At 51.8% G+C, this 14,758-nt stretch carries 12 protein-coding genes; 11 read left to right on the top strand and 1 reads right to left on the bottom strand.

Annotation, left to right across the window (positions count from 1 at the left end):
* Positions 1-392 precede the first annotated feature (392 nt).
* From MKX75_RS26730 to MKX75_RS26680, 11 genes are all read left to right on the top strand, one after another.
* The gene (locus MKX75_RS26730; RefSeq protein WP_339167485.1) at positions 393-1,217 is read left to right on the top strand and encodes an ABC transporter ATP-binding protein; all 825 of its coding nucleotides are present in this window, start codon (positions 393-395) and stop codon (positions 1,215-1,217) included.
* On the top strand, positions 1,198-2,010 hold the full coding sequence (locus MKX75_RS26725; protein WP_339167484.1) for an ABC transporter permease subunit: 813 nt from the start codon (positions 1,198-1,200) through the stop codon (positions 2,008-2,010). The genes MKX75_RS26730 and MKX75_RS26725 overlap by 20 nt, the downstream gene beginning before the upstream one ends.
* Positions 2,007-2,945 (top strand): ABC transporter permease, encoded by a 939-nt coding sequence (locus MKX75_RS26720; RefSeq protein WP_339167482.1) that lies wholly within the window; start codon positions 2,007-2,009, stop codon positions 2,943-2,945. Before MKX75_RS26725 ends, MKX75_RS26720 begins: the two co-directional genes overlap by 4 nt.
* 153 nt (positions 2,946-3,098) lie before the next feature.
* Positions 3,099-4,121, top strand: a complete 1,023-nt coding sequence (locus MKX75_RS26715) for an ABC transporter substrate-binding protein (protein ID WP_339170609.1) — start codon at positions 3,099-3,101, stop codon at positions 4,119-4,121.
* 245 nt (positions 4,122-4,366) lie between these two features.
* Positions 4,367-5,740, top strand: coding sequence for an aspartate aminotransferase family protein (locus tag MKX75_RS26710; RefSeq protein ID WP_339167480.1), 1,374 nt, complete (start codon positions 4,367-4,369; stop codon positions 5,738-5,740).
* Positions 5,741-5,838: 98 nt separating this feature from the next.
* Positions 5,839-7,128: a M20 family metallo-hydrolase gene (locus MKX75_RS26705; protein ID WP_339167478.1), complete on the top strand. Its 1,290-nt coding sequence runs from the start codon at positions 5,839-5,841 to the stop codon at positions 7,126-7,128.
* A 4-nt stretch (positions 7,129-7,132) separates the two neighbouring features.
* Positions 7,133-8,014 (top strand): nitrilase-related carbon-nitrogen hydrolase, encoded by an 882-nt coding sequence (locus MKX75_RS26700; protein WP_076332522.1) that lies wholly within the window; start codon positions 7,133-7,135, stop codon positions 8,012-8,014.
* A gap of 50 nt (positions 8,015-8,064) precedes the next feature.
* Positions 8,065-9,432 (top strand): NAD(P)-dependent oxidoreductase, encoded by a 1,368-nt coding sequence (locus MKX75_RS26695; protein ID WP_339170606.1) that lies wholly within the window; start codon positions 8,065-8,067, stop codon positions 9,430-9,432.
* A 648-nt stretch (positions 9,433-10,080) separates the two neighbouring features.
* A complete protein-coding gene (gene preA, locus MKX75_RS26690) occupies positions 10,081-11,376 on the top strand; it encodes an NAD-dependent dihydropyrimidine dehydrogenase subunit PreA (RefSeq protein WP_062836927.1) in 1,296 nt (431 codons plus the stop codon).
* A complete protein-coding gene (gene hydA, locus MKX75_RS26685) occupies positions 11,373-12,818 on the top strand; it encodes a dihydropyrimidinase (protein WP_339167475.1) in 1,446 nt (481 codons plus the stop codon). The genes preA and hydA overlap by 4 nt, the downstream gene beginning before the upstream one ends.
* Positions 12,818-13,045 carry a hypothetical protein gene (locus tag MKX75_RS26680; protein ID WP_062836929.1) on the top strand — a complete coding sequence of 76 codons (228 nt, stop codon included), beginning with the start codon at positions 12,818-12,820 and terminating at the stop codon, positions 13,043-13,045. The genes hydA and MKX75_RS26680 overlap by 1 nt, the downstream gene beginning before the upstream one ends.
* A 15-nt stretch (positions 13,046-13,060) precedes the next feature.
* On the opposite strand, the gene MKX75_RS26675 is transcribed toward MKX75_RS26680, so the two are convergent.
* Positions 13,061-14,725 carry a PucR family transcriptional regulator ligand-binding domain-containing protein gene (locus MKX75_RS26675; RefSeq protein ID WP_339167474.1) on the bottom strand — a complete coding sequence of 555 codons (1,665 nt, stop codon included), beginning with the start codon at positions 14,723-14,725 and terminating at the stop codon, positions 13,061-13,063.
* Positions 14,726-14,758: the final 33 nt, after the last annotated feature.

The raw sequence follows: 14,758 nt of genomic DNA, 5'->3' as shown, positions 1-14,758 counted from the left end.
CTTCATCATTCAAGAGCCGTGACTCACGTAGTGGTGGAAGTCCTTGTACGTCTATTCAATCTTTATACAAGAAAACGAACAAGAATACGAGGGCATATGTCATATTTTCCGAATATTTATTCAATAAATACAAATGATCGTGCGTTTGTTGTTAGGTGAAATTCATGTTAGCTATCTATCAAGGAAACTTACATAGATGTCTCTGAGAATGCATCTCATTTTACATTGTGTAACATGAACAGGCCCATACTCAAAACACACTGTATAATGTAATCCCCGCCCAAAGCGATATAGTATTATCTAACAAGCAAAACCTGTTACGTTCGTGTATATAAACCTCCCATTCAGCCTTGGTGTGCAATGAAAACAACTTCCCACAAAGGAGAATGCCCATGTCCTCCATATCCTCAGCTACAGTCCCCGAAGCCTGTCATATTGATGTTGATCATGTGTCCGTTGTCTTTGGTACAGGGTCACAACAAGTCACTGCCTTGTCGGATGTTACATTCCAGATCCAGTCTAATGAGTTTGTCTCTCTGCTAGGTCCTTCCGGATGTGGCAAGTCGACCTTGCTCCGGCTGGTAGGTGATCTACTTCAGCCCACCTCAGGCACCGTTCGCATTGCAGGCCAAGAGCCTGAGCGGGCTCGGCTACAGCGGCAGTTCGGCATCGTCTTCCAGACACCTGCCTTATTCGATTGGCGCACCGTTCGTCACAATGTGGAATTGCCCTTGGAGCTGCTGGGTACCCGCCGTAAGGAGTGCCATCGCATTAGCAGTGAACTGCTTGAAATGGTGGGGCTCACCCGCTTCGCCGACCATTATCCATGGCAGCTCAGTGGAGGGATGCAGCAACGGGTATCCATTGCACGTGCCCTTGCGCTTGATCCGCCATTGCTGCTCATGGATGAACCCTTCTCCGCCCTGGACGAATTCACCAAAGAAAAACTTCAATTGGAGCTGCTTGAGATCAAGCGCTCAACAGGCAAGACCTTCCTCTTTGTCACACATAGCATCCCTGAAGCCGTATTTCTGTCCGACCGAATCATCGTGCTCTCGGCGCATCCGGGACAGTTGCATTCCATTCATTCCGTCAATCTGCCTTCCGAACGTCATAGTGAACTGAGAGAAACGGAAGACTTCTATCACATGATTACAACCATTCGCAACTGCTTCTACGAGGAGCGTGATGAATCTCATGTCCCTGCGGTTCTTTAAACCGGGATATCGATCCTGGGTCATCATCTGGATTATGGCCATATTGGTGCTGTGGGAAGGAATCGCGTGGATACTCCAACTATTCTTGTCACCCCAGCAGGCGGCGTCTCGCCTTCCTTATCTGCACGAAGTCCTTGCTGCCCTTTTTCGGTACTCGGGTACGCTCGCAGAACAGGGGGCTGTCACGTTTGGCAATGCCGCCATTGGTTTTGCAGGGGGAACGATGCTAGGTCTGGGTCTGGCTCTACTCATGAGCGGTGCCGTCTGGCTGGAGCGCACGTTATCGCCATATGTAGTGTCCTCACAGATGGTTCCGGTTATTGGTCTTGCACCAATTGTGTATGGCATCATCCACAACGCGGAGTGGGCGCGGATTGTTATGGCCGCGTATGTCACTTTCTTCCCGATCATTATCCATACGTTAAAAGGATTGAAAAGTGCAGCACCAGAGCACCTGGAGTTGATGCGTTCCTGTGGTGCTTCACTGACTGCGCGATATATCAAATGTCTGCTTCCCTCAGCACTACCGGGACTATTTTCTGGTATGAAAATAGCTGCTCCGCTCGCAGTGACTTCCTCCATCGTTGTGGAATTGATGGGCGCTCCCGACGGACTCGGCGTCCTGATGGTCAGTTCGTTATATTACGGTCATGCCCAAGTTGGCATGTTCTGGGCCACCATCATGCTTAGTATTGGCATTGGATTGATCTCATATCTGGTCATCAGCCTGGCTGAGCGTTGGCTGACCCCCTGGCAGCCTGAATTCAGGGCCAAAGGAGGTGATGCCACATGAGTGAAGGTAGAGTTTTGCAACGGAAGCGTGATGAAGGTGTGGCAATTGCTGCTGTAACTGGAACAGCTGCGCCCCTCACGGGTTCACAGATGACATCTGCTTCCGGATCGGAAATTCATGGACAACAGGGACAAGCCGAAAAGGCCAGATCGGGCACCGGCGTTCGCGGGCGCTCGATTGTACTGAGCATGCTTCCTTGGGGTGCAGGCGTGATGTTTCTCGCTCTCTGGCAGCTCAGGTTGTTTCATTGGATATTCTCGCTGGAAAGCTACCAACTGCCTGTGCCTTCTGCGATTGCGATATCCATTCAGGAAAATGCCAATATGCTCTTTCGATATGCGATGTACAGCGGAACCGAAATGCTGGGTGGCTTCCTGCTCGGTTCCCTGTTGGGTGCTCTAGCGGCAGCGGGCGCATCATTCTTCCCAACAAGCGGCAGGGCGGCGGTTACGGTTTTGTCGGCACTGAACGCCGTTCCGATTGTGGCCCTTGCCCCGATTATGAACAATTGGTTTGGTGACGGGATCTGGTCGCGTATTGCAGTCGTTACGGTGATTACGATGGCAGCGATGGCTGTCAGCCTCTTCAAAGGGCTGACTTCCATCCAGCCGCAGTACAGTGATCTGTTGAGTGGCCTTGCCGCGAGTAGGATGCAGTTTTTTTGGAAGCTGAGACTGCCTCATGCCCTGCCTTCCCTCTTTGCCGGTCTGAAAATCAATATGTCGACTAGTATTATCGGGGCCATTGTGGGTGAATTTTTCATCGCCTCCCAGGGTCTAGGTTACCTGCTCTCAGATCAGATTCGACTGGCGAACATGCCCTTGGCCTGGTCCTGCATTGTCATCGCCGCTGCGCTCGGTATTGTGCTGTATGAAGCGGTTGTTCTGGCAGAAAAGCGACTCATTCCGTGGAATCGTGCACGCACAGATCCATAACGTACATCAGGATATCAACCATGGACTGATAGGGCTGGTGAGTAGAGCCTCACACTACCTGATTGAAAAATCGTATATAAACAGGGGGTTGTTCTGTACATGTACAAAACGTTGAAGCCGGGTTTGCTGGTGTTGGTCCTGTTGGTTGTTACGATGCTGGGTGCATGTTCTACGAAGTCCGAGCCGGCTACTGAGCCTGTCACTGCAAGTTCAGGAGGGTCAGGAGAAGCTGATAAACCCTTAACCAAAGTGAAGATTCAACTGAAATGGGTGCCGCAGGCGCAGTTTGCCGGGATCTACGCAGCGAAGGAAAAAGGTTTTTTTACAGATGAAGGCATTGATGCCGAGATTATTCCGGGTGGTCCGGATATCGTGATTGAGCAGCAGGTGGTCAATGGCGCGGCTGATGTCGGGATCACAGGAGTAGATAGTCTGCTGGTCAGCCGGGACAACGGTCTGCCGCTTGTCTCGCTCGCCCAAATCTCACAGAAGAGTAGCTATCGCTTGATCGCCAAGAAGTCTCTAGGCATTACTGATCCGGCTCAGATGAAAGGCAAGAAGGTCAGTACCTGGTTCGGCAGTCAGCAGTTTCAGGTGCTCGCGTTCATGGAGAAGAATGGCCTAGATCCGAAGAAAGATATTGAATTGGTGAAGCAGGGATTCACGATGGATCAGTTTTTCAATGATCAGGTTGATGTGGCGACGGCGACGATCTATAACGAATATCACGTGGTACTGGAAAGTGGAACGAAAGAATCCGATCTGGATGTGTTCAACATTGAAGATGTCGGTGTTGGCATGCTGGAGGATACGCTAATTGCCAAGAAGGATTGGGTAGACAGCAACCGTGAGCTTGCGGTTAAAGTGACCCGTGCCATTCTGAAAGGCTGGAATTACGCCATCGACAATCAGGATGAGACGGTGGATATCGTGATGAGTAATGTGACGGAGGGCAGCACCACCCGCGAGCATCAGGTAACGATGCTGGAAGAGATTGCGAAGCTGATTCGCCCGGAAGGATTTACAGAGCAGCAAGTCGGCAGCTTTGTGGATGAGTCATTTACCCGAACTGCAGATATTGCACTGAACTATGGTTTGATCAAAAAAGCCGCAAATCTGGATGAAGCGCTGGAGAAAAGCATCTATGAAGAAGCGGTAATTGATATGACGAAGTAATTAGGCTGGGAACAAGCATTTACACGAGAACGAAGAGTGCAGAACCAATCTGAAGAAGCGAAGCGTGCGCCTAAAAGCTTTCTGAAAGAAAGCTGCATCGGAAGCATACGCTTATCCCCAGATTTTTCCTTAAGGAAAAATGAATCTAGAAAATCAGGGGATAACAGCGATCGGAAGATGGTACTGCAATCGGAGTCGGCGAGTGTAAAGTCTGTAGGTCCAGCTTAAAGAGAGGAGGATGACGAATGAGTTCTGTGGATCAGCAACCTCAGCCGCTAGGCAGTACGAAGGAAGAGTGGCTGGAGAAGGATCGCAAATACGTGTGGCATCACATCTCGCCTCATAACGATCATCCGATGATTGCAGTAAGTGGGGAGGGCAGCTGGATCACCGATCAGGATGGTACACGTTATCTGGATGCGATGTCTGGACTGTGGTGTGTGAATGTGGGGCATGGCCGTGAAGAGATTGCGCGGAGTGCCTACGAACAGATGAAAACACTCGCTTATGTACCGATGACGCAGAGTCACGAACCGGCGATTTTGCTGGCGGAGAAGCTGAATGAATGGCTTGAGGGGGAGTATCGGATATTCTTCTCCAACTCGGGTTCAGATGCGAATGAAGTTGCTTTCAAAATAGCCCGTCAGTACCACCATCAGAATGGTGAGCCTACTCGGCACAAATTCATCTCCCGTCACCGTGCCTATCACGGCAACTCCATGGGCGCACTGGGCGCTACCGGGCAAGCCGCCCGCAAGATCAAATACGAGCCGCTCGGCGTAGGTTTCTCTCATGTTCCGCCACCGTATTGCTACCGCTGTCCGTTTGGACGAAACAAGGATGGATGCGGACTCGAATGTGCAACCATCTATGAAGAGGTGATTCGTTGGGAAGGTCCTGAGACGGTTGCCGCAGTAATTATGGAGCCGGTAATCACAGGAGGCGGCATGATTGTGCCCCCGCCGGATTATATGCGTACCGTACAAGAAATCTGTCAGCGCTATGGCGTGCTACTCATTGTAGATGAGGTAATCTGCGGTTTTGGCCGCTCTGGGCAGAAGTTTGGTCATCAGAACTATGGCGTACAGCCAGACATTGTGACGATGGCAAAAGGCATGACCAGCGCCTATTCGCCATTATCAGCAACGGCCGTGCGAGCCGATCTGTATGACACGTTCCGGGAAACCGGACCGGATGCCCATTTTCGCCATGTGAATACCTTTGGCGGGAATCCCGTTTCCTGCCGGGTGGCACTGGCGAATCTGGCGATTCTGGAACGAGAGAATCTGGTCAGCCGGGCGGAAGAATTGGGATACCTGCTTCGTGAGAAGCTGGAGCCACTGCTGGAGCTGTCCGTTGTGGGGGACATCCGTTCGTTCGGATTCGCCTGTGGGGTGGAGTTGATTGAAGCAGACGGATCTCCTGCGGAGGCGGATAAAGTAATGAAGGTGCTCACCAGTTGTAAAAGGGACGGTATCCTGATTGGCAAGAACGGCGATACCGTACCGGGGTTTGCAAACATTTTGACGATCTCCCCACCGTTTGTCACCACCGAGGAAGAGCTGGATCTGATCGCTGGAAGTTTGCTCGTTGCGCTACGTAGTCTGGACGCAGGGTAGTTGCCATACACAGGTACGACAGACGTTTACGGTTTAGCAAGCAAAATGGAGATTTCCACATCATAACGCGATAAATAAGCGCAAGGAGGTGAGGGAGGATGCAGACCACGACAGGCAGACTCATTAATCAGCTTCGCTTGAATGAGCGAATTGAGCAGTTGTCACAGATTGGCCGAATCGCGGAAACGGGTGTCTGCCGACTTGCCCTGACCCCGGAAGATATGGACGGCATCATACAGGTTCGTCTCTGGATGGAAAAGGCCGGTCTGACGACGCGACTTGATGCCTTCGGCAATCTGATTGGTCGTCTGGAAGGGGCGGATCAGGCCCTGCCGATCCTCATGATTGGTTCCCACATCGACTCTCAGCCGTATGGCGGTCGCTATGATGGAGCAATTGGTGTGCTCGGTGCACTTGAAGCGGTGCAATGCCTGATTGAAAATGGCATTCAGCCTCTAATGCCGATTGAGGTAGTTGCCTTTTGCGATGAAGAGGGTTCCCGTTTTAACAAAGGCCTGTTCGGCTCACGTGGCATAACCGGTCAGTTGGAAGAAGGCGAACTGGAGCGGCAGGATAAAAACGGAGTGACTCGTCGGGAGGCGCTGGAAGCCTTTGGCTGTTCTCCTTCGGATTTTGAAGAGGCGACCTATCCGCCAGGTTCCATAGGCAGTTATCTGGAGCTGCACATTGAGCAGGGGCCGGTGCTGGAAGCGCTGAATGCACCAGTAGGTCTGGTGACGGGCATCTCGGGCCCGCTGTGGCTTACGGTGACGATGAAAGGCATGGCCGGTCATGCTGGCTCCGTTCCGATGGGGATGCGGCATGATGCTTTGGTAGGCAGCGCCAAAGTCATTGCGGCTTTTGACGACATGGTGAGAGAAGACCCGGAAGCTCCAACCGTAGGTACGGTGGGAAGTCTGAGGGTGTTTCCAGACTCGCGTAACATCATCCCGGAGGAAGTCAGCTTCACGGTTGATTTACGAGACATGGAGATGGAGCGCAGGAACCGGCTTGAAGCCCGATTGATGAACATGTTGGATGACGTGAGTTCCCGATATGGTCTAACCTACTCGCTGACAGAGGATACGAATAGTGAGCCGCGGTATTGTGCAGAGCCGATCATGTCGGTGATTCGTACATCCGCGGAAGAGATCGGGATTACTTTGCCAGAACTGATGAGTGGTCCGTTCCATGATGCATTGGCCCTTTCACTTGTGTGTGATTATGGCATGATCTTTGTCCGTAGCAAGGACGGTATCAGTCATCATCCTAGCGAATATTCCTCGCCAGAGGATATTGGACTGGGCACGGAAGTGTTGTATCGCACCATTCGGAGGATGTGCAGTGGAATGAAACAACCATCCATTTTACCTGAGGAGGCGTTGTGACGTTATGGGAAAAATCAGCATCGGATTAATCCAGGCTTCTCATGAGATTGAAGGTTCGGCTCCCGTTGAGGTGCACAAAGAAGCTGCGGTTCAGAAGCACATTGCGCTGGTCCGTGAAGCTGCTGCAAGAGGGGCCAAGATCATCGGGTTGCAGGAAGTATTCTATGGACCGTACTTTTGTACAGAGCAAAGTCCCAAATGGTATGCATCCGCTGAACCGGTACCGGAAGGACCGACGACCAGACGTTTTCAGGAGCTGGCAAAGGAGCTTGCGGTGGTGATTATTTTACCCGTGTACGAGGTGGAGGGCATTGCTTCGTATTACAATACGGCGGCTGTCATTGATGCAGATGGTTCATATCTGGGGAAATATCGCAAACATCATATCCCGCATGTGGAAGCAGGTGAGGGTACGAATGGGTTTTGGGAAAAGTATTATTTCAAACCAGGTAACCTCGGGTTCCCGGTATTTGATACGGCCTACGCCAGAGTCGGCGTGTACATCTGTTATGATCGTCATTTTCCGGAAGGGGCTCGATTGCTCGGGCTAGCGGGGGCAGAGATTGTGTTCAATCCGTCCGCTACGGTTGCGGGGACATCGGAATATCTGTGGAAACTGGAACAGCCTGCTCACGCGGTAGCTAATGGGTATTATGTAGCGGCCATCAACCGAGTTGGTGTGGAAGCGCCATGGAATATGGGTGAATTTTATGGACAGTCGTACCTGGTCGACCCGCGAGGCAGGATGGTAGCGATCGGCAGTCGGGATCAGGATGAGGTCGTTATTGGCGAGATGGATACGGAGATGATTCGTGAGGTGCGTAATGTGTGGCAGTTCTATCGCGATCGCAGGCCGGAAACGTACGAACATCTGGTTAGTCTGTAAAAGTAGCTGGAAACTAGCCCGGATCAAACTTCAGGAGGTGCATGACATTGATGAACAGCTCAGGAACAACGTTATCCGATTATGGGTGGGAGAGTCGGTTTGCCGAGATGAAACCCGCCATGACAGGCAAGGAAGCGATGGAGGAGTCAAACCGCTGTCTGTACTGTTACGATGCACCTTGTATCAAGGCCTGTCCGACCGACATCAATATCCCTTCTTTTATTAGCAAAATATCCACAGGGCACCTGAAAGGTTCGGCCCGCACCATCATGGATGCGAATCCGGTTGGAGCCAGCTGTGCACGTGTCTGTCCCACAGAGGAACTGTGTGAAGGCGCATGTGTGCTTAAAGAATCGTCGAAGCCGATTCGAATTGGTGACTTGCAGCGTTATGCCACCGATTGGGCACGGGCGAAGAATGAGCCGTTATTCCAGGCAGCGCCCGCCAATGGGAGAACCGTCGCAGTTGTGGGAGCAGGGCCTGCGGGATTGTCGGCGGCACGTGAACTGGGGCGCGCAGGGTATGAGGTGACGATCTATGAAGCCAAACCCAAAGGCGGCGGGCTGAATACGTATGGCATTGTATCTTTCCGTTTGCCCGAATCGGTTGCACTGTGGGAAGTGGAGCAGGTGGAAGCGCTTGGTGTGCAGATCCGTTATGGAGTGCGTATTGGTGTAGATATCCCTGCTTCGCAGTTGCTGGAGCAACATGAAGCGGTCATTCTGGCCTGTGGCATGGGTTCAGTACCTATGCTGGACATCGAAGGGGAGACACTAGAAGGTGTCTATGATGCGATTGAACTGGTGGAGTCCACTAAGCAGGGTGTTCCGCCTGCATTAAATGGTCTGAAGGTCGCCGTTATAGGCGCGGGTAATACGGCGGTAGATGCAGCGACCTGTTCGGTACGTCTTGGTGCCGAGCGGGTGCAGATGTTATATCGACGCGGGGAAAGCCAGATGACGGCGTATGCGTTTGAATATACTTTTGCCAAGCAGGAGGGTGTGGAGTTCCGCTGGTTTACGATGCCGCAGCGTATTATTGGAGACGAGAACGGTCGGGTTCAGGCTGTGGAATGCGTGAAAATGGAGCTGATTACCCCACCTGGTGGTGGGCGCGCGTTGCCTGTGCCCGTGGAGGGATCGGAGTTCATGATTGAATGTGATACCGTCATCCGGGCGATTGGGCAGCATCGGCTACTACCATTAATCGAAGCGTTCGGGCTGCGTCACCACTGGGGCGTCGTCGAGATCGAGCCGCATACGTATCGTACCTCACACCCTCAGATCTATGCGGCAGGAGATGTGATTTTTGGTCAGGGTCAGGGTGAGGCGATGGTTGTCTCGGCTGCACAGCAGGGTAAGCTGGCCGCTGCCGCAGTCATGAAGGCGTTGCCTGGACAGGTGGAAGAGACGGCGTGAGCAGTGAGGGAGACAAAGAAAAGTGGAGAGTGCACGGAAAGTGTGGAAGGAGATGCGCGGGTGGGAGGGCGCAAGGGACTGCTAGAGTGTTGAAGGTGTAGATCTGAGCGAGAGGTCTGGTGCGGTGTCCCTGACGCGCTAACGAACCTTACGCACCTTATAGTGGCAATTATGAAGAGTTGGAAAATCTAACGAATCTCACACGTCTTATGTTGATGAAGAACCGTTGAGATGAAGCCGAAATGAGCGAATACAGCACAATAAGACTTCTACGATTCGTTAGATTTTGAATTCACCGCATATGGGCCGAATAAGAGCTGTACGGTTCGTTAGAATTTAGTTACGTGCTATCTAGAACCTATTACTACGCAGAAGTCCTGAGCATGACCAAATATTTCAGTGTAACTATATAAGTTGAACTAAACATTTACACGAAACGGAGAGGACAGAAAAAACCTGAAAAAGCAAAGCGTTCGCCTACAAGCTTTCTGCAAGAAAGCTACATCGGAAGCATACGCTATCCCCGGATTTTCCCTTTCGGAAAAGGGTATCAAAAAAATCTGGGGATAACAGCGATCGGAAGGTTGTTCTGTCATCGGAGTGTTCAGTGTAACTAGTAGGTTCAAACAACACCAAGGAGGGATCGTTATGGCGGACTTATCCATTAATCTGGCAGGTATTCGATCACCCAATCCATTCTGGTTGGCATCTGCACCACCGACCAATACGGGATATCAGGTTCAGCGTGCATTCGAAGCGGGCTGGGGTGGGGCGGTGTGGAAGACGCTGGGTGAGCCCATTATCAATACATCCTCGCGTTTCGCGGCGGTCCATTTTGGCGGACAGCGGGTGGCGGGGTTTAACAATATTGAATTGATATCCGATCGTCCGCTGGAAGTGAACCTGCGAGAGATTGCCGAGACCAAGAAGCGATTCCCGGATCGCGCGGTTGTCGCTTCACTCATGGTGGAACCTACGCGAGAGAAGTGGCATGAGATTGTCAAAAAGGTGGAGGCCGTCGGCGTCGATGGCCTGGAGCTGAACTTTGGCTGCCCGCATGGCATGGCCGAACGTGGCATGGGAGCAGCCTCCGGTCAGCAACCTGACCTGGTCGAGCTACAGACGATGTGGGTGAAGGAAGTGGCGACCACACCAGTGATCGTGAAGCTCACGCCGAATATCACGGATATTACGGCGACCGCCCGTGCAGCTGTACGAGGTGGCGCGGATGCGATCTCCCTGATCAATACGATTAACTCTCTAGCTGGTGTTGATTTGGATTCGTGGAATACCGTGCCGCATGTGGGCGGCAAAGGAGCACACGGCGGATACTGTGGCCCAGCGGTGAAGCCCATCGCACTGAACATGGTTGCCGAGTGTGCGCGTAATCCTGAAGTAGGTGTACCGATCTCAGGGATTGGTGGCATATCCGACTGGCGGGATACCGCAGAGTTTCTGCTCATGGGCGCTACAGGGGTCCAAGTATGTACCGCAGCCATGCATCATGGATTCCGCATTGTGGAGGACATGATTGATGGGCTGAACGATTATTTGGATGAAAAGGGTCTGAGCAGCGTTGCAGAACTGGTAGGTCAGACCGTTCCGCGTTATTCGGATTGGGGCAATCTCGATCTGAACTACAAAGTGGTCGCTCGCATCAACCGCGATGTCTGCATCAATTGCAACAAATGCCATATTGCTTGTGAGGACACCTCGCATCAATGTATTGATATGTTGACCGACCCGTCCGGCTCCTATCTGGAAGTGGTGGAAGAGGACTGTGTTGGCTGCAATCTGTGCTCGATCGTTTGCCCGGTGGATGGGGCGATTGAGATGGTTGAACTTGTGCCAGAGCAGGAACCTGTAACCTGGAATGAACGTCAGTCTGCAATTGCGATGCTGCAATCGGTTAGAGATCAATCAACCAAGGAGGCGATATCATGAGTACCCGCAAATTGATTCGTAACGGTGTTTTGGTCACAGCGTCAGATACCTTTGAAGCAGATATTTTGATCGAAAAGGGTAAAATCACGCAGATTGGCATTGGGCTTATACCGGACGAACGAACGGAAGTCGTGGACGCTTCCGGCTGTTATGTCATTCCGGGCGGGATCGATCCACATACCCATCTGGATATGCCATTCGGTGGAACCGTAACGGCGGATGATTTTGCGACGGGAACGACAGCAGCAGCCTTTGGCGGTACAACGACGATCATTGATTTCTGTCTGACACAAAAAGGTCGTCCATTAATCGAATCTCTCCAGGAATGGCATGCCAAAGCCGAGGGTAAAGCCACCATCGACTACGGTTTCCATCTCATGATCGGCGAGATGAATGATCAGGTGCTGGAAGAGCTGCCGCAGATCATTGAAGAAGAGGGTGTGTCATCCTTCAAGGTGTTCATGGCGTATAAAAATCAGTTTCAGGCCGATGACGGGATTCTCTTCCAGACGTTGCAAAAGGCAAAAGAGTACGGCGCACTCGTTATGGTTCATGCCGAGAACGGGGATGTCATTGACCTGCTGGTTCGACAGGCGCTCGCCGAAGGGCGCACGGAGCCAATTCATCATGCATTGACTCGTCCATCCATGCTGGAGGGAGAAGCAACAGGCAGGGCGGCCCGGTTGGCTGCGCTTGCGGATTCACAGCTGTATGTCGTACATGTGACCTGTGCGGAAGCGGTGGAGCAGATTGCGCGTATGCGTGAAATGGGATACCGAATCTGGGGGGAGACCTGTCCTCAGTATTTGACGTTGGATCAGTCGATGATGGATCAGCCGGACTTCGAGGGTGCAAAGTATGTCTGGTCCCCACCGCTGCGGGAATCAGCCCATCAGGAAGTACTGTGGAATGCATTGAAAAGCGGTCAGTTACAGACAATTGGCTCCGATCATTGCTCATTTAATTTCAAAGGGCAGAAGGACTTGGGCAAGGATGATTTTAGCAAAATTCCGAACGGGGGGCCTGTTATCGAAGATCGCCTCAGCATTCTGTATTCGGAAGGTGTAGTCAAGGGAAGGATCACACTCAATCAGTGGGTCGATCTATGTTCGACAAGAGCGAGCAAGTTATTTGGATTATTTCCGCAGAAAGGTACTCTGGCTGTCGGGACAGATGCAGATATCGTTATTTTTGACCCATCTGTAAACAGGGTGATTTCGGCAGAAACTCATCATATGAACGTGGATTACAGTGCATTTGAAGGTATGCAGGTACAGGGATGTCCAGTGACGGTGTTGTGCCGCGGGGAGTATGTCATTCGAGATCGGCAGTATGCTGGAACAGCAGGGTCAGGCCAATATGTGAAGCGTGACAAATATGATGCAGGTGCACCTATACCGATGAAACAGCCTGTGACGGCAGTGAATGGAGGGAGAAGCTGATGTCGGATCATGATGTGTTCGAAGCGGAGAGGATTGCCATAGAGCGAATGGTTGCACAAGGTTATCGGATCTATGCGGTACGGGAACATCTGGAGGGTGCTCACGTCATATGGGGGCACCCGGATCTTCCCGAAGAGAAACAAGAGCAATACGTGGGCACGGCGTCTGGGCGGAAGTGGTTCAGTCACATCCTGATTCGTCAGCTTCAGGAGCAGCGGGGGGCGTAGGCAATGCCCAGCTCTTCACGCGATTGGCCCATGAACATATTCATAGGCGTAGATGGCAAGTTCGATCGCAACCCTTTTCTCGGGGAGGATGTAGTCTTCTCCCAGAAGGGCTTCGATTTTGTCCAAACGATGATAAAGCGTCTGTCTAACGATGTATAGAGCGGTGGCCGTCTCTTGCTTGGAGCAGCACAGGACCAAATATTGCTTGAGGGTCCGCAGCAGCTGACCTCCTTTCTCGTCATCGTAACGAATGAGCGGCCCCAGGTATTCTTCGATAAAATCATCCAGATTACCGCTTTGTTTCATGCTGGCAATGATGCGATAACAATGAAGGTTACTGTAAAAGGGCTGCTGCATCTCGCCGATGTCCTTCTGAATTCGAAGTGTCTCCTTCGCGGAATCCAGGCTATCCTTAAGACGGGAGAGGTCCGCACAGCTATGACCGATACCGAAAAGGCCTGAGAAGAGGCGGTGGGTCTGTTCCTGCTCGTGCTGCTGCAGCTGTTCGATGCAGCGCCATAGACTGCTTTTGCGCTGAGATCCAGGCAGTGGGTCGAGTATGATAAGAATGATCTGGTGGTTCAGAACGGTACTGTAGAGGGTGAAGTTCTCCCGAGTGAACACGGAACGGGCGACGATGTTGCGTTGGATCAATAATTTCTGAAGTCTGAGGCTGTCTGTGTATGTGGGGTTGCTGTCGAATAAGATAATGGTGGCTTTGCTCGTTGCGAGAAGGGGATTAACGGCAGATACATATTCATGAATTTCCTTCGTGGAGTGGTGTCCGTTAAGCCAGTCAATGACCCACATATCTTCTTTGTACCGACGTTTCTCTTCCATGTACTTGGTTCGCATCCAGTCCTGGGCAATCGCGGCTGCGCAACGTTCCAGTGCTTGAATGATGAATTCATCCGAAGGTTTGATCGGTATGCTTGACTCGTGATTCGGCAGCTTTTGATGCATCAGCACAAGGTCGGCAAAGGTGTAGTCCAACGCCTGAACAGGCATGCTGATCACATCCAATGCGCTCTCCGTGTATGCTTTTAACGCTGTAATACCCTCCCCCGCCAAATGTTCCCGCTGCAAAAACCAATCCTGCCGACGAGTCTCCAACTCCTCTGGAGGGCAGTAGGGAACGGCACTTGCTTCCCCTTCAAGTGGATATAACGCCACGGCACATCCGGTTGTGCGTGACAATAATCGAAGCAGAGGTTGTACGCCATCTCCATTCAGAAGAAGTTGGTTAAAGGAGGTGGTGAGACTATCGAGTTCGGCAATCATCCGCTGATGACTGCGAATCAAGGTGAAATGCAAGTCTTGCGTAATATCAATATAACGGACTTGTTCGTGGAACCAGATCAGCGGGAAATCCGCGGCGACTGCAATTTCTTTCATCGCACCGAGCTGTGATTTCGTGTGATCCCCCAGTTCCATACAGAGACCGGCAGCCCCACGTGCAATTAACTGACGCAAAAAAGACAGGCCGTGCTGTTCACCTTCCTGCCAGCCAATGCCTGTCGTAAGTACCAATTCCCCGCCATTGAGCAAGTCCCCTACCTCAGGAACCTCCATGATATGAACCCAGCGAACATACCGCTCCAGCGCGCGATCACTGGCCAGAACTTCCGCCTTGCGAAATACGGGACGTTTTAGCATGTCTCTGATCTGAATATGAAGCATTGTCTCCCCCACACAACCACCATCCTTCCCCAA

This window comes from Paenibacillus sp. FSL R5-0341 (assembly GCF_037975235.1).
Lineage (GTDB): Bacteria > Bacillota > Bacilli > Paenibacillales > Paenibacillaceae > Paenibacillus > Paenibacillus amylolyticus_A.
This window is presented reverse-complemented; position numbering and strand designations above follow the sequence as displayed.